The sequence below is a fragment of the Luteimonas fraxinea genome, assembly GCF_021233355.1.
Taxonomy (GTDB): domain Bacteria; phylum Pseudomonadota; class Gammaproteobacteria; order Xanthomonadales; family Xanthomonadaceae; genus Luteimonas; species Luteimonas fraxinea.
Genome location: NZ_CP089507.1, coordinates 2,225,849 through 2,244,425 on the forward strand (window position 1 = coordinate 2,225,849; position 18,577 = coordinate 2,244,425).

Genomic DNA, 18,577 nt, shown 5'->3' on the forward strand with positions numbered 1-18,577 from the left:
TGCGTGCGACGCGACTGGGGTCGACGTCGCACGTGCGCCTGCGATCACTCCGCCTTCGACAGCTTCAGCGCGCCTTCGAGCACCTTGAACAGGCGCTTGAACTCGCCGCGCATCAGCGCGAAGCGGGCGTCGAGCTCGGCGCGCATGTCGTCGTTGTCGGTGTTCTCGAGCGTATCGAGCGCGCCGTCGAGCAGCTTGAACTTGCGCACGATCAGATCGTCGCCGAGCACGAACGAGACGTGGTCGTCGAGATTGAGCGCGAGCTTGGTGACCTGCTTGCCGGCATCGAGATGGCGGGTGATCTCTTCGCACTGCAGATCCTGACGCTGGCAGCGCACGATCGCGCCCTGATCGGACGGGTCCTTGAGCTCGCATTCCTCGCCCAGCGTCAGACCGTCGGGCAGCGGTTCGCCGGCGATCCAGCCGGTCATCACCCCGCGCGGCGAGACTTCGGCGTTGAGCGGCAGCGCGGGAAAGCTGCCCAGCGCAGTGCGGATCTGCGACACCAGGTTTTCCGCGCTCTTGCGGCTGGAGGAATTCACCGCGACCACGCCGTGTTCGAGGTCGATCAGTGCGTCGCTGCGCACCGGCTTCACGAACGCGCGCGGCATCAGTTCCTGCAGCAGGTCGTCCTTCATCTGCTTGCGCATCTTGCCGCCGGGCTTGCGGCCCTGCTTCTCCTCGAATTCCTCGATGCGCCGCGACAGCAGCTCATTGACCACCGGGCCGGGCAGGATCTTCTCTTCGCCGCCGACGGTGACCCAGATGGTGTCCTCGATGCGATGCGCCATGACGTCGGCGTCGCGGCTGATCGGCGAGACGAAACCGTGCGAGGACATCTCCAGCGGACCGACCGGCTTGAGCGGGAATTCCGCCAGACGCGCGTCGAGTTCGGACAGGTCGAGGTTGGTGGGGAAGCGGAACAGGGTCAGATTGCGAAAGAACATGGGGCTAATGAGTCCATTGGAAGTGGGGAAGGACGCCGCACGGAAGCGGTGGGCGTCAGAAAGGGCGTGATACGTGCCTGGTTCGGGCGTGGGCAGACGTGGACGGCCGACCCTGCGTCGACGCGGCACGGAGGGCGGTGTTCATGCCTCCCGCATCGCGATATCGATCGGCGCGACCTGCGCGTCGGGCAACCAATCCTTGAGCGCGGCAGGTGCTGCGCCCGCACCGGGCATGCGGAAATCGAACAGCGCCGGATCGCTGAGCTGCGACGGACTGACATTGCCCAGCGAGCGCGCGATCGTCTCGATGCGGCCGGGCGTCTCCCGCTCCCAGGCATCCAGCATCTTCCGGACCTGTTTGCGCTGCAGGTTCTCCTGCGAGCCGCACAGATTGCAGGGGATGATCGGGAACGCCCTGGCCTGCGCATACGCGGCGATGTCGTCTTCGGCCGCGTAGGCCAGCGGACGGATCACGACATGCTGGCCGTCATCGCTGCGCAGTTTCGGCGGCATGCCGCCGAGCTTCGCGTGGAAGAACATGTTCAGAAAAAACGTCGCGACCAGATCATCGCGATGGTGGCCGAGCGCGATCTTCGTGAAGCCGTGCTGCGCCGCGTGGTGGTACAGCGCGCCGCGACGCAGGCGTGAGCACAGCGAACACATCGTCTTGCCTTCCGGGATCACCCGGCTGACGACCGAGTAGGTGTCCTGCTCGATGAGGTGGAAATCGACGCCACGCGATTTCAGGTAGTCCGGCAGAACATGTGCGGGAAATCCGGGCTGCTTCTGGTCGAGGTTGACCGCGGTGATCGAGAACGCCACCGGCGCCTTCGATTGCAGCTGCAGCAGGATGTCGAGCAGGGTGTAGCTGTCCTTGCCGCCCGACAGGCACACCATCACCCGGTCGCCGTCCTCGATCATGCCGAAGTCGGCGATCGCGCGACCCATCTGATGGCGCAGCCGCTTGCCCAGCCTGTGCACCGCCGGCGCGTCGCGGCGCGGATCATGCGCGCGCGGCAGCGGTTCGTGCAGGGGCAGGACGGTACTCATCGCACCAGTTTACCGGGCGCTCCAGGCGGCCGTACGGCAACGTCTCCGCGACCGCGCGCCAACATGCGCCGTGCAAGGCTGCGACGCCATTCCTGTTGAACGGAGAGCGCCATGTCGCGCATCGTCATCATCGGCGGCCATGGCCGCGTCGCCCTGCAGCTGGCCCAGCGCCTCACCGGAAGCGGACACGCCGTGACCGCGCTGTTCCGCAACGCGGCCCACCGCGACGCCGTCGCCGGCACCGGCGCTACGCCGGTCGTCTTCGATATCGAGCACGCGCAGACCGATGCCATCGCGGCGCAGCTCGCCGGCCACGACGCGGTGGTCTGGTCGGCCGGTGCAGGCGGTGGCGACGCCGCGCGCACGTATGCGGTCGACCGCGATGCGGCGAGCCGCTCGATCGATGCCGCGGCCATCGCCGGCGTGCGGCGCTACGTGATGGTGTCCTACATTGGCGCCGGCTTCGATCACGGCATCGCGCCGGACGACGGCTTTTTCGCCTATGCGCAAGCGAAGGCCGCGGCCGACGCGCACCTGCGCGACAGCGCGCTGGACTGGACGATCCTCGGTCCGGGCCGGCTGACCGACGACGCCGGCAGTGGCCGTATCGCCGATGGCGCGAATGCCGACAGCGGCACGCCGGTATCGCGCGCAAATGTGGCGGCGGTCGCAGCCGCAGTGCTGGATGCAGCGGGCACCGTGGGCCGGACGCTGGATTTCGTCGATGGAGACGTGCCGATCGAGACCTTCGTCGGCGGCGACTGATCGCGCGCGGACGCATGGATGAGTTCACCTGCGCCGCTGACGACAGCGCCGAGCGGTTCCCCGCGTTAATGCCACGGTTCGGCGCGCGGTCGTAGACTGCACGCCGATCGCGCGACTGCCTATTGCAGCAAGCGCGTTCGCAATCCTCTTCCAGGAGCGCAATGACGTGAAGTACTGAGCCGACATCGAGTCCGACGACCCCTCCGGGTCGCGTCCCCATGTTCGCGAGGTTCTTCCATGTCCGTGCCCGTCTCCCTGGCGCCTTTCGCGTCGCTGTCTACGTCTTCTTCCGTCGTGCCTGCGCTGCGCGCCCGTGGCCTGTCCGCCGCGCGCGACGACGGCAGCGTGCTCTACGACGATCTGTCGCTGGTGCTGCACGACGGCCCCAGTGGGCTGGTCGGCGCCAATGGCGTCGGCAAATCCACGCTGCTCCGGCAACTCGCTGACGGCGCCCGCGCCGGCACGGTCGAGGTGGCCGGCGGTCTGCAGCTGCTGTCGCAGCACCCGGGTCCATTGCCGCCGCGTGTCGTCGACCTGCTGGGTCTGGGCGCGCGCTTCGATGCGCTGCATCGGCTGCTGGCAGGTCATGGCGACGCGGACGATGCGGCGTGCGTCGACGACGACTGGGCACTCGAAACGCGATTGGCGGAGGCGTTCGCAGCGCTGGGCTTCACCGATCTCGCGCCAACCTCCGATCCGTCGCAGCTGTCGGGTGGACAGTGCCAGCAGCTGCGTCTGCTCGCCGCGTCATGGTGCGATGCCCGCGTGCTGCTGCTCGACGAACCCAGCACCTTTCTCGACAGCGACGCGTCCGCGTACTGGTGCTGGCAATTCCTGCAACGCGCAGGGGCCATACTGGTCGTGACCCACGATCACGTGTGGCTGCGTGCGATGCCGCGGCTGGTCGAGCTGCGCGCCGACGGGCTGCAGTGGATCGATGGTGGACTCGATGCATGGCGCGCCGCACGCGATGCCTCGCGCCGTCAGACCGACGATGCACTGGCGCAGGCGCGGACCGATCGCGCGCGTGCACAACGTGCGGTGGGACGTGAACGTCAGCGGCTCGACCAGCGTCAGGCGCGTGGGCAACGGATGCGCGAGACCAGCAACCAGTCGCCGCTGCTGTTGGACCACGCCAAGGGCAATGCCGAACGCCATGCTGGACGCGCGCGCGGCGCACTGGCACAGCGCCTCGCCGATGGTGACACCGCGGTGCGCGACGCGTTCGCCGCGACCGATCCCACGCCCGCGCCCGAGTTCGTGGATGCCGACGTTGCGTTGCCCGCCTCTCGGCGAGTGCTGCGTTTCGAAGGCGCGCATCCGATCGCCTATGCGCCCGTCGACGCCCTGACATGGGACGCGTTCGGCCCGGTGCGGATCGGACTGGAGGGGCGCAACGGCAGCGGCAAGACCACGCTGCTGCGCGCGCTGCGCGGCGAGGCGACGCTCGCCAGCGGCACCGTCGAGGCCTGCGTGCCGGTGCAGTCGCTCGACCAGATGCTCGCCACCCTGCCCGACGCGATGCCGGCGCTCGACTGGCTGGCCTTGCGCATGCAGGCGGATGCGATGGACGTGCCCGCGACGCGGCTGGCGCTGCTCGGCCTGGCCGGTGCCCGGGCGCGCCAGCCGCTGGGCCTGCTGTCAGGCGGGGAACGCATGCGTGTTGCCATCGCGGCCGCCGCGTGGGCGCAGCCCGCAGCGCCCTTGCTGCTGCTCGACGAACCCGCCAGCCACCTCGATCTCGACAGCGTCGACGCGCTGGTCGCGTTGCTGCGTGGCTGGCCCGGCGCACTCGTCGTCGTCAGCCACGACCCTGCAGTACTCGATGCGCTGGCGCTGACCCACCGCCTGCAGCTCGACATCGAGCGCCTCCATCTGGAAACCATCGATCCCTGAGCGACGCACTGCGCCTACACGATGTGTAGAGCGCAGCGAAACCCATCAGCTCGCCCGGCCGCAGATGGGTGAAGTCGCGTCGCCCCCCAACAAGAACAGACGCCTTCCGGCGCCTGTCTCGTTCCACACTCAACCCGATGCTGTTGGCCTCAAGGCACCCACACCAGATTGCGCGTATTGGGATCGGTAGTGATCTCGCGCACGCGGCCGCTGCCGTCGAATTGCACCTGGAACTCGGCGAAGCTGCTCATCCAGTAGCGCCACAGCTCCGCGTCCAGATCCGGGTTCTCGCTGCTGATCGGATAGCCCAGCGACATCAGCACCTGCTCGCGGGTCATGCCGGGCGTGATCTTCGCGCGCTTGATCGCGTCCTGGATCTTGGCCGGATACGTGGCGATCTTCGCCGCCGGATCCTCGGTCACCACGTAGCGCTTCGCGAAGTCGGGCAGGGCGATGTCACGGCTGTAGTCGTTGCCGATCGACTGGCGCGCGCCGTCGATGCGCACGTTGACGCGGTGGCGGCCGTAGCCGGTCACGCTGGTCGGCGTGCCGACCGGGATCACGCGCTTGCCGTTCTCGGCGTAGTTGCTGTCGCTGATCCAGCTGCCGTCGCTGCGCAGGTTGCAGCACAGATAACCGTCGTACTTCTCCTGTGCGGAGAGCTGGGCGGTGGCCGCGAGCGCGGCGAGGGCGAGCAGGGGCGCAGCGAGACGCGCGGACGCGCGACGGTTCGATCGGAGGGACATCCTGGTTCCTTGGCGAAGCGGCCGGGGCTGCCGCAGGTGGGCACCACGCGGCACGTGCCGACGTCGCGCCGGCCCCCTGCACGGCGCACCGCATTGTTGCAGCGGCACCGCACGCCGCCAAGACTCCGAACCGCCACGCTGTTGCGATAAGCTGCACCGCATGTCGACCGACACCCCCGACATCGATCAGAGTCGAAGCGCGCTGCTGATGCGGCTGCGTACCGAACATCGCGATCTCGACCACACCATCGCCGAACTGCAGGCCACGCCGGCGCCCGAAGCACTGGCGATGCAGCGCATGAAGAAACGCAAGCTGCAGCTCAAGGACTGCATTGCCCGGCTGGAGTCGGACATGATTCCGGACGAGCCGGCTTGAGGCGAGACGCCAGCGTGAGCGGATGGATGGCGGGATGTCTGCCTGTTCCGGCCCCTGCGGCTTCAGTTCGATCACCGCATTTCGGCAGGATCATCTGGCGTCACCAGCCAGTAGGGGCCGGGACACTGACGCAGCAGGGCCTCGCCGACGAAACGTGAGGCCGCGCCGTCATCGAGCGCGCCGCCGCCGACCTGTCGGGTCTCACCCGTGACGCCCCAGCGATCCCCTTGCGACGTGAGAATCGCCCAGCCACGCCACCGCTTCTGCAGCGTGTAGCTGCGCGGAAACACGAGTGTGGTCACGCGTGTCGGCTGTCCCGGGATCCGCAGCGCGACGCAATCTCCGTCGATCACGACGGTCCCGCGCGTCATGCCGAGCGGCCAGATACCGTTCTCGGTAGCCGGCTCGGTCGCGACCAGCGTGGGTGGCGTCTGCCCGCTGTCGCGACTGCAGCCCGACAGCAAGGCTGCGCTCGCCAATACCACCGTGAGAAGAGAACACCTCATGTCCGGCGACCCGCGCACGCAGCGCCTCGCGAAGCGCATCCCGCTTGGGCCTCAGCCGACAGCGACCGGTCCCAGCCTGACGATCTGATGGACCGCCACGTTCTCGCGTCCCAGTTCTCGCACCAGCTCGAGCACGAGCTGGATCGGCAGGTGCAGCTCGTACCCGTCCGCAATGCGCTGCAGTCCATCGGCTTCGAACTGCAGCCCCGGAATGTCCCGGCCGCGCGTGCTCAGAAACCGCTCGATGACACGCTTGCCGAAGTCCTCGTGATCGGCGATCTCGACGTACACGCGATACAGCGTGTCGGCGTAATCAGAGGGCGTGCCGGTCACATCGGATATATGCATGGATTGCCTCGAGCGATCAGCGTGAGGTGACTTGCGGAGAACACAATCGACACAGTCTAGAGCGCGCGCCGCCGCGTACGTCCCGCCCGCGTCGCGAGTGCACCCATCAACAGCGCGAACGCTACTGCGAGTGCAAGATCCGCCACGAAGTAGCCCATGTGAAACGCGTAGGTGTCGCAAGCGGCGCGCCAGCAGTCACCGCCTACCCTGCGAAACGCGAACGGAACGCCCGCGACTTCCTGGCCATCGTGCTGGTACGCGCCCCGCGTCACCAGATATGGAATCGCATTGGCAAGGGCAGCAACGATGCCTGTCATCAGAAATCCAACAGTAAATCTCGATCTGCGCGTCATTGTTGGACCGATTGGATAAGACAATTCGGAACGTCCGCTACCCACGCGCCCTGAAACGAGCTTCCAGTTGCGTCGCACGAATGCTTAAGGCGCAACAGTTCCTTCCTCGAAACATATGGATTGCGCGCTCAGTTCCGCATGCCTGGAAGCTCTGGGGCCGGATAGACATCCAATGGGCGGAGCAATGCTTCACGCGGAAAATCGACTGGCACGGGACTGCCGCTGATGATGCTTTTGACGGTGTCGACCGCAGGAGAACGCTTGCTTTTCTCATCGTAGAAATCGAGTGAGAGATCCAGAATCGCCTGGTCCATCCCCCACAGCCCGAGAAGCGGCCCCTTCTGCGACGTCGCTGCCAGGTAGATCTGGCCAACGCTCATACGGGTAGAGCCGCAACTGCGAAATCCATACGTAATCATCTTGAAAGATTCCGCATTGCCCTTGAGAGACTCGATCACCCTGATATGGCCGACTGCGTGATGGGAGTGGGTGGTTCTTCCCAAAGGCTTCTGGACTTCGAATGCACTTGTCAGCTGGAACACGAAGACCGTCGGCGCGGTCGCCACGATCTCCCGGAAGACCGCCTTGGGCGGATCTGCGCATGCCACAGCATTGGCAGCCGGGGCGCATGCGAGTAGCAGGATCAAAAAATTGCGAAACACAATCATGTTGTGTGTGACCTCTGATCGAGTCGTCCCAACGGAATTTTGCGGCTGATACAGGAGAGAGGGTTTGACGCGCTCTTCGGCCATCGCTTCAACAGCGTCGGAGAATTCCGAAGCATGTGGGGTGGCCGGAGTTTTGACCCTCAGCCGGAAATGACATGTCCGATACGCCAGAGCACGCCGGTTGGATCGATCAGTGTGAAGTCCCGGATTCCCCAAGGCCGATCATCTGGCGGGCTGAGACGAACCGAGAACTTCGTGACCACGCCTGACGCCTCGACATTGCGGTGCCAGTCGTCTGCATTCGAGACGAGCATGTGCATGACGAAGTTGTTCGCATGTTCCGGGTTGTAGAACTGCGACAGCAGGAATGATGTCGCGCCGAAACGGACGTACGCGAGGTCGTCCGACTCCAATGTCACCTCGAAGCCTAGGGCCTCGTAGAACGCCATGGACTCGGCGAGTTCGCGCGCCGGCACAAACGCCTTGATCTCAATCGTGTCCAGTTTCATGGGGTTCGCTTCCGGGATTGCGATCGAGTTGATCCAGCCATGGGTCGGCGTCGGTTCGCGCGGGTTTCAGGGATCACCGTAGCAGGTGACCGAGAGCGGATCGGGAAGTCCGGACGCTTCGTAGCCGATGATTTCCAGGCCCGCAATCGCATCGCCTTGTGACCAGACGATCACGGCAACGGAGGCGCCACCGATGGAGGCAAGCGCCTCGGCAAGCAAGTGGCCGGCGGTGGCGTCACCATCCGGACCAAACCAGATGGTGGCGCAGCCACATCTGCAGGTAGCGGTCACGCGCAGCGCAGGAATGGACGCGATCAGCGCGGGGCCGGGCGGCACTTTGGCGCCGACGGCCAGAACGCGCGCGACGAGTCTCGCTTCTTGATGGGAGATCGGGCGTGACATGTGGTCTGTTCGATGCACCTTCGGGCCGAGCGTGCGAAGTGGGTCGGAGACGCCCAGTCAGAGATCGTCCTGCGTACCGGCACTGCGTCCGAAGAGGGTGCCTGCTGCAGTGCCGATCAGCAATGCGCAAATGAGGACCAGCCACTCCAACACAGCGAAGGGGTGCTCGACAGGCTCGAGGATGACGCGAAACACCTGCGACACCACGACGGCGGCAACCACCTGAAGCATCAGCGCGGCCCAGGCGTGGACAAAAGGCCTGGATGTCTGCTTCGCGGACAGGTGGGCAAAAATTCTGCTGCACACAACCAGGGAGGCAAGACTGCTGGCCAGAGCGGTGTTCCAATCGGCTGGCAGGTAGTACCCCTCGCAGAGCCCGAGCAGGAACTGGGCGACAAACAACAACGCTGCATATGTGGCGATGCGTTTCCAGTTCACGACGTGCGCCTCGAATGCCAGTCCCCCGGATCAGATCGAACCGGGATTCGACTGTACTTGACCGGTTTCAGCTTGCTTGGCCCTTGCGACTGACGGGCAGCGTGATTGTGAAGCGCATCGGCCCCTGATGTGCATCACGGGCAGCGATGAAGCTGGCCGCACGGGAGGCAAAGATCATTGCCTGCGTCAGCATTGCCCAGGACATGCCGACGATCTCGACGATATTGCCGGTCATACAGCCTGCGTCCGCAACGACGACCCGGCACATCGCGAAGAACAGGATGACCCGCCAGCCCGGCCGCTGGAATGAGGTTACGGAACATCGGTCGCGCCGTCGGCCCGGCCGCGCTGACGAAGCGGCCACATCACTCGGCGACGACGACCGTCGGCTCCGCAGGCTTCACCGCCTCCGGACTCACTTTCTCGATCGAGTGCCGCAGTTCGCGGCCGAGGATGACCTTGGCGTCCTTGGCCCAGTTCGCGAGGCGGTCGTCGAAGACGAGTTTGCTGTTGCCGTCGAGTTTGACAAGGCCGAGTTCGCGGAGTTTCTGGATGAAGCCGCGGAACAGGGACTTGTCGAAGAACTCGGGCGCGGCCGGGGCGTAGAGCAGCGACAGGCGCTGGGCGGCGAGCTGGCACAGGCTTTCGAGTTCGCCGGCGCCGAGCGTGCCGGGGCCGTTCTTGGCGAGCACCGAAATCGCGATGTAGTAACGCTCGAACGCCTGCTGCAACGGATGGCTCAGTGCGCGCAGGCGGAAGACCTCGTCGGTCTGGCCGGCGTTGCGAGCGTAGATGCCGTCGTCCTCGTCGCTGACGCGCTCGAGAAGCGCTTCGCGCTCGAAGGTTTCCAGCGTCAGTGCGATGCGCTCGGCGAAGGTGTCCTCGTCCCACGGCAGGTACAGCTCGGCCTGCAGGAACGGATACATCGTCCGGCCCAGGCGCAGCAGCGTGTGCCGGCTCATGCGCCGGTTGTGCAGGAAGCAGCACGCGATCCACGCCGAGGCGGTGAACAGGTGCAGCACGTTGTTGCGGAAGTAGGTCAGCAGCACCGACTTCTCGTCGTCGACGCGGAACACGTCGCCCAAGGGATGCGCGACGCGTTCGAGGACGTTGATCTCTTCGCCGTGCGCGACGATTTCCTGCGGCGTGTGCGGGGTGACAGTGACGCGGTCCGAATACGGCACGTCGACCAGCAGCTGCTTGGACAGCGTGATCTGCGCGAGCAGGTCGGCCTCGCCCATCGCGTGCTTCGGCGTCGACAGCAGCGCGAGCGCCAGCAAGTTGATCGGATTGACGTCGGCGGCGCGGTTGATGTTGACGTTGATCTTCTGCGCGATGACGTCGACCGTGCGCGACAACCACTCGGGACGTTCGCTGTCGGCGACGGCGTTGCCGTCCCAGCCGGTCGCGTGTTCGGCGAGCACGTCAGCCAGCGCGATCGGCTCGCCGAAGTTCACCACCACCTGGCCGTAGTTGGAGCGCAGCACCTGCGGAATGCTCCACAGCAGCTGCCAGATCGATTCCTTCTTCTTGCTCTTGCCCGACAGCTCGTCGAGGTAGCTGTTGCCTTCCATCAGCTTTTCGTAGCCGACGTAGATCGGCTGGAACAGCACGGGGCGGCTGGGCTGGCGCAGGAACGCGCGCAGCGTCATCGACACCATGCCGCCCTTGGGCGAGAGCAGACGTCCGGTGCGCGAGCGACCGCCTTCGACGAAGTATTCGATCGAATACCCGCCGGCGACGAGCTGGGCGACGTACTCGGCCAGTACGGTCGAGTACAGCGCGTTGCCGCGGATCGATCGGCGGATGAAGAACGCACCGCCCTTGCGCAGGATCGTGCCGATGACCGGCAGGTTGAGGTTGATACCGGCGACGATGTGCGGCGGCACGATGCCGCGGTTGTAGAGCAGATAGCTCAACAACAGGTAATCCATGTGGCTGCGGTGGCTGGGCACGTAGACGATTTCGTGTCCGGGCGCGGCGGCCTTCAGCGTGTCGATGTGGTGCACCAGCACGCCGCGGAAGATGCGGTTCCACACCGTGGTCAGCAGATAGCTCGCCGAACGCACCACCGGATGCGAATAGTCGGCGGCGATCTCGTAGGCGTAGGCGTGCGCCTTCTTCCACGCGTCCTCGGGCTTGCTGTTGTCGCGGCGCGCCTGGTCGGCGATCGCGTCCTTGACCGCAGGCGACGCCAGCACCTTGTCGACCAGCAGGCGGCGGGTCGAAAGATCGGGGCCGATGATCGCTTCGCGCACGCGATTGAAATGGGTGCGGAGTACGCGCGAGAGCTTGCGCACCGTGCGCTCGGCGTCGAGACCTTCAGCGAGCAACGGACGTACATTCACCGGCTCGGCGAAGCGCACCAGGGTGTCGCGGCCGTTGAGCAGGATCGCCAGCAGGCGCCGGAATCGGCCGACGATGGTCCAGTTCTCGGAGAACAGCACCGCGAACCAGCCGTTGTTCTTGTCCGGTGAGCGGCCGACGAAGATCGAGACCGGCACCACCTGCACGTCGAGCGCCGGGTCGCGGCGATGCGCTTCGAGCAGCCGCGCCAGGGATTCGGAATGCGTCGCCTTGGATTGCGGCTGGCCGGTGGCCATCGCCAGGGCGCCGCCGGCATTGCGCCGCGACAACGCGACGTACGCGCGCTTGCGGCCGAGCGGATCGCCGGGCAACGGCTGCAGCGGTGACGGCAGACCGGCCTCGCGACACGCGCGCTCGAGGATCAGCGCATTCGACAGGCCATAGTCTTCGAGCACGTAGCAGACCGGGCGATAGTCGACGAGCGTCTCGGGCGTCTGCGGCTCCACCTTCAGGCCGATCCACGGACGCATCAGCCAGCCCAGCAGGCCGGCCCACCAAGGACGGCGCACCGCGCGACGCGGCGCGGCCAGCGGCACCGGCAATGCATTCGGCGCGATGGGAGCTGCTGCCGATGCGTCGTCGTCAGGCGTTGCGGCGCGTGCGGGCGCCGCGACATCGTCCACAGACGGCACGTCACTCGCTGGCGCGGACGGTGCAGGCGGGGACGCGGCGTCGCCCGGGCGGTTGTCAGCGCGCCCGGCGTTGTCGCCGTCCGGGAACTCGAGGGTCGGTTGATCAGGCATCGTCGGCATTATGCCCAAGCGGCCCGTCCGGACCGCACCCGCGGATCACCACTCAGGGTTCCGCCGGCGCAGCTGCGGGCGCGGCAGCCGCGGGCGACACCGCGGCCTCGCGGGCATGGGCCAGGAAGTCGCTGACGTACCAGCGTCCGTCATGGCGTTCGACGGCGATCACCGCATCGACCGGCCGGTCGGCCAGCAGATACCGCATGCGCACGCGCGCGGCGTCGCCGGTCTGGCTCTCGAGCGTGGCCGCCACACTGTCGAAGGCCTGGTCCAGATCCAGTCCGTAGGCGGCCAGCCGCAGCTTGCCGGCGGTGAACAGCGGCGACAGCCCGGTCAGCCCGGCCTGCATGCCCGCGGCGCCGAGTGCGGCATCGCTGGCGATGCCACCTGCCCGCGCGGCAGCCACCAGCGCTGAAATGGTCTCCTGCGCGCGCGCGCGGTCGGCCAGGGGCGCGGCGCCGGCCCACGCGCTGGCGGCGGCGATCAGCTGGGTGTAGTGCGCGCGTTCGTCCTCGCTGAAGTCGCCACCCTGTTCCAAGTACTGGATGGCGAACCCGCCCAGCCCGGCCGCTGCCGAGCGCATCTCGCGCTCGGCCCCGGCGAACTGCCGGTTGAAGGTCTGCAGCAGCACGCGTTCGGCTTGCGGTGCGCTCAGCGCTGCGAGCACCGACGGCATCTGCGCGGACAGCGGCAACTCGTCGAGCGGCCAGCGGGTGCGGCCGGCGCGCCAGGCGGCGTCGAGTTCGGGCAGCAGCTCGGGCGTGGCTGCGTCCCGCGCGAATGCCGCCAGATCGCCTGCACGCAGGTGCGACGTGAGCAGGGTCACCGCTTCCACCGGCGTCGCCGCACCGACGGCCGGCGCGGGCTCAGCCGTCTCGTCGCGCTGGCAGGCCGCCAGCCACAGCATCAACGGCAGCAGCAGCGTGACGGCGTGGACGTTGCGTCGTCGACGGCTTGCGTCGGGCGAGCGGGCGGGGAAGGACATGCGATGGATTCCTGTGAAGCCGGACATCCCATCTTGCAAGCCGGTCGATGACCGGACAAGCGCTGTCACAGGTCGCGCAGCACCCAGCCGTGCGGCGTGTCGGTGGCGCGGGCATCGAGCGCGGCCTGGGCGATCTCGTCCGGGCTGCGGCCGGCCTTCCAAGCGGTCGCGATCGCCGCCAGGCGCTCGCGGGTCGCGCGGGTGTAGGCGCCTTCGAGTTCGTTCTGCGCGTCGACGGCCAGCTTCTGCGGATACAGCGTGCGTGCGTCTTCGGACTGGTTCAGCAGCGCGATCATCCGCGACAGGCTGGTGTGGAACGTCTCGGCCGACAGCGTGGTGCGCTGGGTGCGTTGCAGGTGCCAGACGGTGAGGTACTCGACCGGACCGAGCATGCGGCGCGGGGTGCCGCCGAAGAACTGGCCGGAAAAATCGCTGGCCGAGACCGGCGCGGCGCTGTCCGGCAGTCGGGTCGCGCCCCAGGAACTCAACGCACCGCCGGGCAGGTCCATGCGCCGCAGCGCGGTGCCGATCGTGTCGGCCAACAGGCGCTGCGCGCGGGTGTCGTCACTCTCGGCCACCACGCCCAGCAGGCGCAGGAACACCGGATAGCGGTCCTCGCCGAGCCGACGCACCAGCCGCTTGAGCACGGTCAGGCGGTACTCGGGATCGGCATGCGCCGCCAGCGCCGACACCATGCGATCGGCGGCGACGCGTAGCGACTGCGCGGAGGGAACGGCATTCATGGACGGAGCACCAGCGTCAGGCACGGAGGTCGAGGCGCCCGGACTTTAACCCAGCCGCTGTCCGCGCCTACGCAGGGAACTCAGACGAGTGCGTCGAGAATCGCGTCGGCGCCCTGATCGGCCGCCTGCGACAGATCGATCGCGGACAGGCGCGCTTCGAACGCCAGATCGCCTGGCAGCTGACGGTTGCCGGCAGCGACGCCATCCCAGGCTGCGACGTTGAGCACATCCTCACCCGGATCGGCCTGCGGGCCGCGCGGGGCATCGGCATAGCCACCATCCGCCAGCGCGAGGCCGGAATCCGGCTGCTGGCGCAGATCGTCAAACGCGACATGCCCACCCAGCCTGTCGAGGCTGGCGGCATTGAAGCTGACGTCGGAAGGAATGCTGCTCATCGGAACGAAGGCCTGGAAACCCTTGGGGGACTGGACCGCTTCTGCGGCGATGGCGGGACTGTAACGCTGGTGCCATGGAACGGCTATCTCGGGCTGTCCCTAGGGTGTCGGCGAACCCGCCCGGGCTGGGCTTCGCGGCTGAATCCCGGTTCGACGGCGCCGTTCGCGGCCACGTCGTCTTCACCCGCGCGTCCCGGTTTCCAGCTCGAACGGACGCGTCACCCGTGCATGCTAGCCTCCGATCGAACCGCGCGAACCCGCGTGCATTCGATCGATCGGAGTGCGGATGGCCGAAGAGAACGAGGGCGCCGACAAAACCGAAAAACCGACCAGCAAGAAGCTCAAGGACGCGCGCAAGGACGCCAACGTCGCCAAGAGCCGGGAGCTGACCAGCACTGTGCTCATCATGGGCTGGCTGGCCGGTGGCTGGATGCTGATGGGCTACATGTTCCGGCGGATCAGCGGGCTGTTCGATCAGAGCCTGAACGTCATGAACCAGCCGTTCGACGTCGCGCTGCACACGATCATCCCGCTGGCGGCGCAGACCTTCCTCGCGGTGACGCTGCCGTTGCTGCTGCTCGCGGTCCTGCTGGCGCTGCTCGTCGAGTTCCTGCAGGTCGGCCCGGTCCTGTCGATGAAGAAGGTGACGCCGGACCTGTCGAAGATGAATCCGGTCAGCGGCGTCAAGAAGATGTTCTCGATGGACAACCTCGTCGAACTCATCAAAAGCGTTCTCAAGAGCGCCGCGTTGCTCACCATCGGCGGCTTCGTGTTGTGGGGCATGTTGCCGAGCCTGCTGCAGCTGCCGTTCGCGCAGCCCGCGGCGATCGGCAGCGCCATCTGGCACGCGCTCAAGTGGATCGGCATCTGGACGATCTTCGTCTTCTTCTTCGTGTCCGCGGTCGACGCCTCGTACCAGAAGTACTCCTACATGAAGAAGCTGCGCATGAGCCGCCGCGATATCAAGCAGGAGGTCAAGGAAAACGAAGGCGACCCCTATGTGAAGCAGCGTCGCAAGCAGTTGCACCAGGAATGGTCGCAACAGAACATGCTCAATGCCGTCCGAGGATCGAATGTCATCGTGACCAATCCCACACACATTGCAGTCGCACTGCAGTACGAACAGGGCGACGATCTGCCGCTGGTCGTCGCCAAGGGCGAAGGCCACGTCGCCGAAGAGATCAAGCGCGTCGCCGAGGAAGCGGGCGTGCCGATCCTCGAGAACGTGCCGCTGGCCCGCGGCCTCAATGCGCGCGTCGAGATCGACGACTACATCAGCGACGATTTCTTCGAAGCCGTCGCGCAGGTGCTGTACTGGGCCGAAGGCGTACGCATGGGCGAGCATCGCCCCGAGCCGCCGGAGTTCAATCCGCCGCCGGACATGCGCGAGGAGATCGGGCTCGGCGAACCCGAGGCATTGCCGCCGCCGCTGGCGGAGGATCTGGCGGTGGTGGAGCGGTTCGAGGATCCGCGGGATCCAATGCGATAGGGATGGGTTGCGGCGCCGAGGCGCCGCTTCTTTTTGCTGGTTATTTTGAGCGCGCCAAGCGCGCTCGCTTTTGCCTTGCCTTGCTTCGCTTTTGCCTCTGCTTCTGCTCGTGCTTTTGACTTCAATCGAGCCGTAAAGCGAGCCGAGCATCGCAGGGCGACGGGGTCGAAGAGCAGCCCATGTCTGAGCGCAGCGAGTTTGGGCTGCGTGCCCCGTTGCCCGAGAAGCGCAGGGGACCGGCGCGGCTCCATCGCGGCGGATCACGTCCGGCGAAGACGGTTTTGCTTACTTTTGCCAAGACAAAAGTAAGCCGCGCGACAGCGCGGAAGCCCTGTTTTTGATCTTCGCTCCTGCGATTGATTCTTTGCTTCGAATATCAACGTCGCAAAGCGACGAGCGAAGACACACTCAAGTGCAGGGCTTTCGCCCGCTACGCGTGCGAGTCCCTTTTGGATGGACCCAAAAGGAACCAAAAGGTCCCTTCGCCGGACGCGAGCCGACGCGATGAAGCCGCGTCGGTGCCCTCCGCTCCTCGCCTGACGCGGCACGCAGCCCAAACTCGCTGCGCTCAGACACGGGCTGCTCTTCGGCCGCGCCAGCCTCCGGTGCTCGGCTCGCTTTACGGCTCGATTCAAGTCAAAAGCTGAAAGCAGAAGCAGAAGCAGAAGCAGAAGCAGAAGCAGAAGCAGAAGCAAAGCCAAGGCGAAGCTAAAGCCCAGAGCCAAAGCCCAGGGCCAAAGCTAAACGTCGGAGCCGGCGCCCGATGCGGGAGCGCGCTGAAGCGCTGCAGCGCTACGTCGCACTGAACGCGTGCTTGAGCGCCTCGATCAACCCACTGTTGTCGACCAAGCGGGTCATCACGATTTCCACGAACACCCCGATCATCAACAGGATGATCGCCGTCGCCAGCCACGCCTTGATGGGCATCGTCAGCGCGAACACGTTGAGCTGCGGGGCGTAGCGGTTGACCAGGCCGAAGGACAGGTCGATGACGAGCAGGATCACCATGGCGGGCGCGGCGATCAGCAGCATCGCGGTCATCAGATAGCCGAATTGCCCGACGAACAACGCCATCCCGCTCATTCGAAGATCGGGAAAGAAACTCATCACGGGCCAGACCGTGTAACTCGTCATCAGCAGATCGAGGAACACGAGGAACGCGCCGCTGGCCATGAACAACCAGGTCGAGAACTGCGACAGGAACTCGCCGTGCAACGAGGTCTGGTGGCCCTGGATCGGGTCGAAGATCTGCGCCATCGACATGCCGACCTGGGTGTCGATGATCACGCCGGCAGAACTGATCGCCCAGAAGACGATGCCGTAGCAGAACCCGATCGAGATGCCGATGAAGGTTTCCTTGAGCACGATCAATGACCAGTGCGAAGTGCCGGCCGCTTCGATCAGCGGCGCGCCGGCGAGCGCGATCGGAATCGCGACGATCGCCAGGCTCACCATGAAGCTGTTGCGCACCATCGCCGGCACCGTTTCGGTGGTCAGCAGCGGCAGCATCATGAAGGCGCCGGCGATGCGCGGCAGCGTCAGCGCAAGGGCCAGCATCGGGTTCGTGCCGAAGTCCATCAGCGTCGGACGAGGCCGGGGAAATCGATGAAGATGCGGTCGGCGAACACGTACAGCGTGCCGCCCATCAGCGAGGCCGTGACGAACAGGGTGATCACGACGGCCAGGAATTTCAGCGCGTAGGGAAACGTCTGTTCCTGCAGCTGGGTCGCCGCCTGCAGGAACGCGACGACGAGGCCGATCAGCGCAGCCGCGGCGACCGGTGGGCCGGACAGCAGCAGCACCAGCCACAGCGCTTCCTTGGTGAACTCCAGCACGTCACTCATGTGGTCACTCCATAGGTGAGCACGAGGCCGTGCACGAGCTTCGCCCAGCCGTCGATCAGCACGAACAGCAGCAGCTTGAACGGCAGCGAGACCGTCGTCGGCGACAGCATCATCATGCCGAGCGCGAGCAGGATGTTGGCGACCACCAGATCGATGATCAAAAACGGCAGGAAGATCAGGAAGCCGATCTGGAACGCGGCGGTAAGCTCGCTGACGGTGAAGGCCGGCACGATGACGATGAAGTCGTCGGGCGTCAGGCCACCGCGGCGCTCGGGGGGCAGCATGCGCTGCACGCTGCGCAGGAAGAACGCGCGTTCGGAATCGCTGGAGTGCTGGATCAGGAACGTGCGCAGCGGTTCCTTGCCGGCATCGATCATCGTCAGCATGCGGTTGGTGTCGAAGCTGCCGCCTGCCGCGGCAGGTGCGCCGCCGCCCGCGCCGGTGCTGCCGCCGGTGATCACTTCGGCGAGGCCACGCGGCTGCTCTGCGGTTTCTTCTTCGCGCGGGTCATTGCTCGAACCGCCCCGCACCGTGGAGAACATCGGATCGACGCCTTCCGGCGTGCCCTGCGCCTGCGCTTCCGCGGCGAGCGCGTCGGCCGCAGCCGGGCTGGTCGGCGCAGGCGCGTCAGCTTCGGCGGGGGCCGGCGTCGACGCAGGACGCACGTTGATCGGACGCCCTTCGCGAATCGCCTGCTGCTCGGCGCGGGCTTCGATCTGGCGCATCACCGAGGCCGGTGGCGGACGCCCTTCCAGGCGCGCCTGCACCGCTTCGTTGACGTCCAGGATCACCGGATACATCACATAGATCGACAGCACGATCGCCAGGCCGTTGATGACCACGTTCGGCGGCACCTGCTGCAGGCCGAGCGCGTTGCGCAACAGACTCAGCACCACGACGATCTTGGTGAACGAGGTGACCATGACCGCCACAAACGGGGCCAGCGCAAGGCTGACCACCGTCACCAGGACGAGGGCGGGCGAGAACGTGCTGAAATCCATGCA

Annotated in this window: 22 protein-coding genes; 4 read left to right on the forward strand and 18 right to left on the reverse strand. The window is 66.2% G+C overall.

Features of this window, described 5'->3' with window-relative positions:
- Positions 1-44: 44 nt before the first annotated feature.
- Positions 45-947, reverse strand: coding sequence for a recombination-associated protein RdgC (locus tag LU699_RS09905; RefSeq protein ID WP_232138401.1), 903 nt, complete (start codon positions 945-947; stop codon positions 45-47).
- 141 nt (positions 948-1,088) lie between these two features.
- Positions 1,089-1,997, reverse strand: coding sequence for a tRNA 2-thiocytidine(32) synthetase TtcA (ttcA, locus tag LU699_RS09910; protein ID WP_232138402.1), 909 nt, complete (start codon positions 1,995-1,997; stop codon positions 1,089-1,091).
- Positions 1,998-2,108: 111 nt separating this feature from the next.
- On the opposite strand from ttcA, the gene LU699_RS09915 reads away from it, so the two are divergent.
- Positions 2,109-2,762, forward strand: a complete 654-nt coding sequence (locus LU699_RS09915) for an NAD(P)H-binding protein (RefSeq protein WP_232138403.1) — start codon at positions 2,109-2,111, stop codon at positions 2,760-2,762.
- Positions 2,763-2,999: 237 nt separating this feature from the next.
- Complete coding sequence (locus LU699_RS09920; protein ID WP_232580148.1) at positions 3,000-4,658, forward strand: ATP-binding cassette domain-containing protein; 1,659 nt, start codon at positions 3,000-3,002, stop codon at positions 4,656-4,658.
- Between the two features lie 149 nt (positions 4,659-4,807).
- Here the strand turns inward: LU699_RS09920 and bamE are convergent, their stop codons facing one another.
- On the reverse strand, positions 4,808-5,404 hold the full coding sequence (gene bamE / locus LU699_RS09925; protein ID WP_232138405.1) for an outer membrane protein assembly factor BamE domain-containing protein: 597 nt from the start codon (positions 5,402-5,404) through the stop codon (positions 4,808-4,810).
- 160 nt (positions 5,405-5,564) lie between these two features.
- Here bamE and LU699_RS09930 point away from each other — a divergent pair, with 160 nt between their 5' ends.
- Positions 5,565-5,780, forward strand: a complete 216-nt coding sequence (locus LU699_RS09930; protein ID WP_232138406.1) for a YdcH family protein — start codon at positions 5,565-5,567, stop codon at positions 5,778-5,780.
- A gap of 71 nt (positions 5,781-5,851) precedes the next feature.
- On the opposite strand, the gene LU699_RS09935 is transcribed toward LU699_RS09930, so the two are convergent.
- The 12 genes from LU699_RS09935 to LU699_RS09990 all read right to left on the reverse strand — a co-directional run bounded on the left by LU699_RS09935 (position 5,852) and on the right by LU699_RS09990 (position 14,240).
- Positions 5,852-6,286, reverse strand: coding sequence for a hypothetical protein (locus tag LU699_RS09935; protein WP_232138407.1), 435 nt, complete (start codon positions 6,284-6,286; stop codon positions 5,852-5,854).
- A 51-nt stretch (positions 6,287-6,337) separates the two neighbouring features.
- A complete protein-coding gene (locus tag LU699_RS09940; protein WP_232580149.1) occupies positions 6,338-6,619 on the reverse strand; it encodes a hypothetical protein in 282 nt (93 codons plus the stop codon).
- A gap of 71 nt (positions 6,620-6,690) precedes the next feature.
- A complete protein-coding gene (locus tag LU699_RS09945) occupies positions 6,691-6,951 on the reverse strand; it encodes a hypothetical protein (RefSeq protein ID WP_232138409.1) in 261 nt (86 codons plus the stop codon).
- A 164-nt stretch (positions 6,952-7,115) separates the two neighbouring features.
- On the reverse strand, positions 7,116-7,739 hold the full coding sequence (locus LU699_RS09950) for a hypothetical protein (RefSeq protein WP_232138410.1): 624 nt from the start codon (positions 7,737-7,739) through the stop codon (positions 7,116-7,118).
- Positions 7,740-7,795: 56 nt separating this feature from the next.
- Positions 7,796-8,164, reverse strand: a complete 369-nt coding sequence (locus LU699_RS09955) for a VOC family protein (RefSeq protein ID WP_232138411.1) — start codon at positions 8,162-8,164, stop codon at positions 7,796-7,798.
- A 66-nt stretch (positions 8,165-8,230) separates the two neighbouring features.
- Positions 8,231-8,566, reverse strand: a complete 336-nt coding sequence (locus LU699_RS09960) for a hypothetical protein (RefSeq protein ID WP_232138412.1) — start codon at positions 8,564-8,566, stop codon at positions 8,231-8,233.
- 57 nt (positions 8,567-8,623) lie between these two features.
- A complete protein-coding gene (locus LU699_RS09965; protein ID WP_232138413.1) occupies positions 8,624-9,004 on the reverse strand; it encodes a hypothetical protein in 381 nt (126 codons plus the stop codon).
- A 67-nt stretch (positions 9,005-9,071) separates the two neighbouring features.
- Positions 9,072-9,239, reverse strand: a complete 168-nt coding sequence (locus LU699_RS09970; protein ID WP_232138414.1) for a hypothetical protein — start codon at positions 9,237-9,239, stop codon at positions 9,072-9,074.
- Between the two features lie 130 nt (positions 9,240-9,369).
- Entirely contained in the window at positions 9,370-12,123 is a 2,754-nt protein-coding gene (gene plsB, locus LU699_RS09975) for a glycerol-3-phosphate 1-O-acyltransferase PlsB (protein ID WP_232138415.1), read from the reverse strand.
- 43 nt (positions 12,124-12,166) lie between these two features.
- The gene (locus LU699_RS09980) at positions 12,167-13,102 is read right to left on the reverse strand and encodes a hypothetical protein (protein ID WP_232138416.1); all 936 of its coding nucleotides are present in this window, start codon (positions 13,100-13,102) and stop codon (positions 12,167-12,169) included.
- Positions 13,103-13,167: 65 nt separating this feature from the next.
- Complete coding sequence (locus tag LU699_RS09985) at positions 13,168-13,845, reverse strand: hypothetical protein (RefSeq protein WP_232138417.1); 678 nt, start codon at positions 13,843-13,845, stop codon at positions 13,168-13,170.
- 80 nt (positions 13,846-13,925) lie between these two features.
- Positions 13,926-14,240: a hypothetical protein gene (locus tag LU699_RS09990; RefSeq protein ID WP_232138418.1), complete on the reverse strand. Its 315-nt coding sequence runs from the start codon at positions 14,238-14,240 to the stop codon at positions 13,926-13,928.
- Between the two features lie 286 nt (positions 14,241-14,526).
- Here LU699_RS09990 and sctU point away from each other — a divergent pair, with 286 nt between their 5' ends.
- Positions 14,527-15,729, forward strand: a complete 1,203-nt coding sequence (gene sctU / locus LU699_RS09995) for a type III secretion system export apparatus subunit SctU (RefSeq protein ID WP_232138419.1) — start codon at positions 14,527-14,529, stop codon at positions 15,727-15,729.
- A 792-nt stretch (positions 15,730-16,521) separates the two neighbouring features.
- Here the strand turns inward: sctU and sctT are convergent.
- From sctT to LU699_RS18330, 3 genes are read right to left on the reverse strand one after another with little or no spacing between them, the layout of a single operon-like run.
- Positions 16,522-17,307, reverse strand: coding sequence for a type III secretion system export apparatus subunit SctT (sctT, locus tag LU699_RS10000; protein WP_232138383.1), 786 nt, complete (start codon positions 17,305-17,307; stop codon positions 16,522-16,524).
- On the reverse strand, positions 17,307-17,573 hold the full coding sequence (gene sctS, locus LU699_RS10005) for a type III secretion system export apparatus subunit SctS (RefSeq protein WP_232117257.1): 267 nt from the start codon (positions 17,571-17,573) through the stop codon (positions 17,307-17,309). Before sctS ends, sctT begins: the two co-directional genes overlap by 1 nt.
- The gene (locus tag LU699_RS18330) at positions 17,570-18,574 is read right to left on the reverse strand and encodes an EscR/YscR/HrcR family type III secretion system export apparatus protein (protein WP_269781262.1); all 1,005 of its coding nucleotides are present in this window, start codon (positions 18,572-18,574) and stop codon (positions 17,570-17,572) included. The genes sctS and LU699_RS18330 overlap by 4 nt, the downstream gene beginning before the upstream one ends.
- Positions 18,575-18,577: the final 3 nt, after the last annotated feature.

Coding starts and splice junctions, on each gene's coding strand:
- LU699_RS09945 (WP_232138409.1), bottom strand. CDS start 6,951: ATGACAGGCATCGTTGCTGCCCTTGCCAATGCGATTCCATATCTGGTG.
- LU699_RS09915 (WP_232138403.1), top strand. CDS start 2,109: ATGTCGCGCATCGTCATCATCGGCGGCCATGGCCGCGTCGCCCTGCAG.
- LU699_RS09935 (WP_232138407.1), bottom strand. CDS start 6,286: ATGAGGTGTTCTCTTCTCACGGTGGTATTGGCGAGCGCAGCCTTGCTG.
- bamE (WP_232138405.1), bottom strand. CDS start 5,404: ATGTCCCTCCGATCGAACCGTCGCGCGTCCGCGCGTCTCGCTGCGCCC.
- LU699_RS09990 (WP_232138418.1), bottom strand. CDS start 14,240: ATGAGCAGCATTCCTTCCGACGTCAGCTTCAATGCCGCCAGCCTCGAC.
- sctS (WP_232117257.1), bottom strand. CDS start 17,573: ATGAGTGACGTGCTGGAGTTCACCAAGGAAGCGCTGTGGCTGGTGCTG.
- LU699_RS09960 (WP_232138412.1), bottom strand. CDS start 8,566: ATGTCACGCCCGATCTCCCATCAAGAAGCGAGACTCGTCGCGCGCGTT.
- LU699_RS09970 (WP_232138414.1), bottom strand. CDS start 9,239: ATGACCGGCAATATCGTCGAGATCGTCGGCATGTCCTGGGCAATGCTG.
- LU699_RS18330 (WP_269781262.1), bottom strand. CDS start 18,574: ATGGATTTCAGCACGTTCTCGCCCGCCCTCGTCCTGGTGACGGTGGTC.
- LU699_RS09905 (WP_232138401.1), bottom strand. CDS start 947: ATGTTCTTTCGCAATCTGACCCTGTTCCGCTTCCCCACCAACCTCGAC.
- LU699_RS09930 (WP_232138406.1), top strand. CDS start 5,565: ATGTCGACCGACACCCCCGACATCGATCAGAGTCGAAGCGCGCTGCTG.
- plsB (WP_232138415.1), bottom strand. CDS start 12,123: ATGCCGACGATGCCTGATCAACCGACCCTCGAGTTCCCGGACGGCGAC.
- LU699_RS09985 (WP_232138417.1), bottom strand. CDS start 13,845: ATGAATGCCGTTCCCTCCGCGCAGTCGCTACGCGTCGCCGCCGATCGC.
- sctU (WP_232138419.1), top strand. CDS start 14,527: ATGGCCGAAGAGAACGAGGGCGCCGACAAAACCGAAAAACCGACCAGC.
- ttcA (WP_232138402.1), bottom strand. CDS start 1,997: ATGAGTACCGTCCTGCCCCTGCACGAACCGCTGCCGCGCGCGCATGAT.
- LU699_RS09980 (WP_232138416.1), bottom strand. CDS start 13,102: ATGTCCTTCCCCGCCCGCTCGCCCGACGCAAGCCGTCGACGACGCAAC.
- LU699_RS09955 (WP_232138411.1), bottom strand. CDS start 8,164: ATGAAACTGGACACGATTGAGATCAAGGCGTTTGTGCCGGCGCGCGAA.
- LU699_RS09920 (WP_232580148.1), top strand. CDS start 3,000: ATGTCCGTGCCCGTCTCCCTGGCGCCTTTCGCGTCGCTGTCTACGTCT.
- LU699_RS09950 (WP_232138410.1), bottom strand. CDS start 7,739: ATGGCCGAAGAGCGCGTCAAACCCTCTCTCCTGTATCAGCCGCAAAAT.
- sctT (WP_232138383.1), bottom strand. CDS start 17,307: ATGGACTTCGGCACGAACCCGATGCTGGCCCTTGCGCTGACGCTGCCG.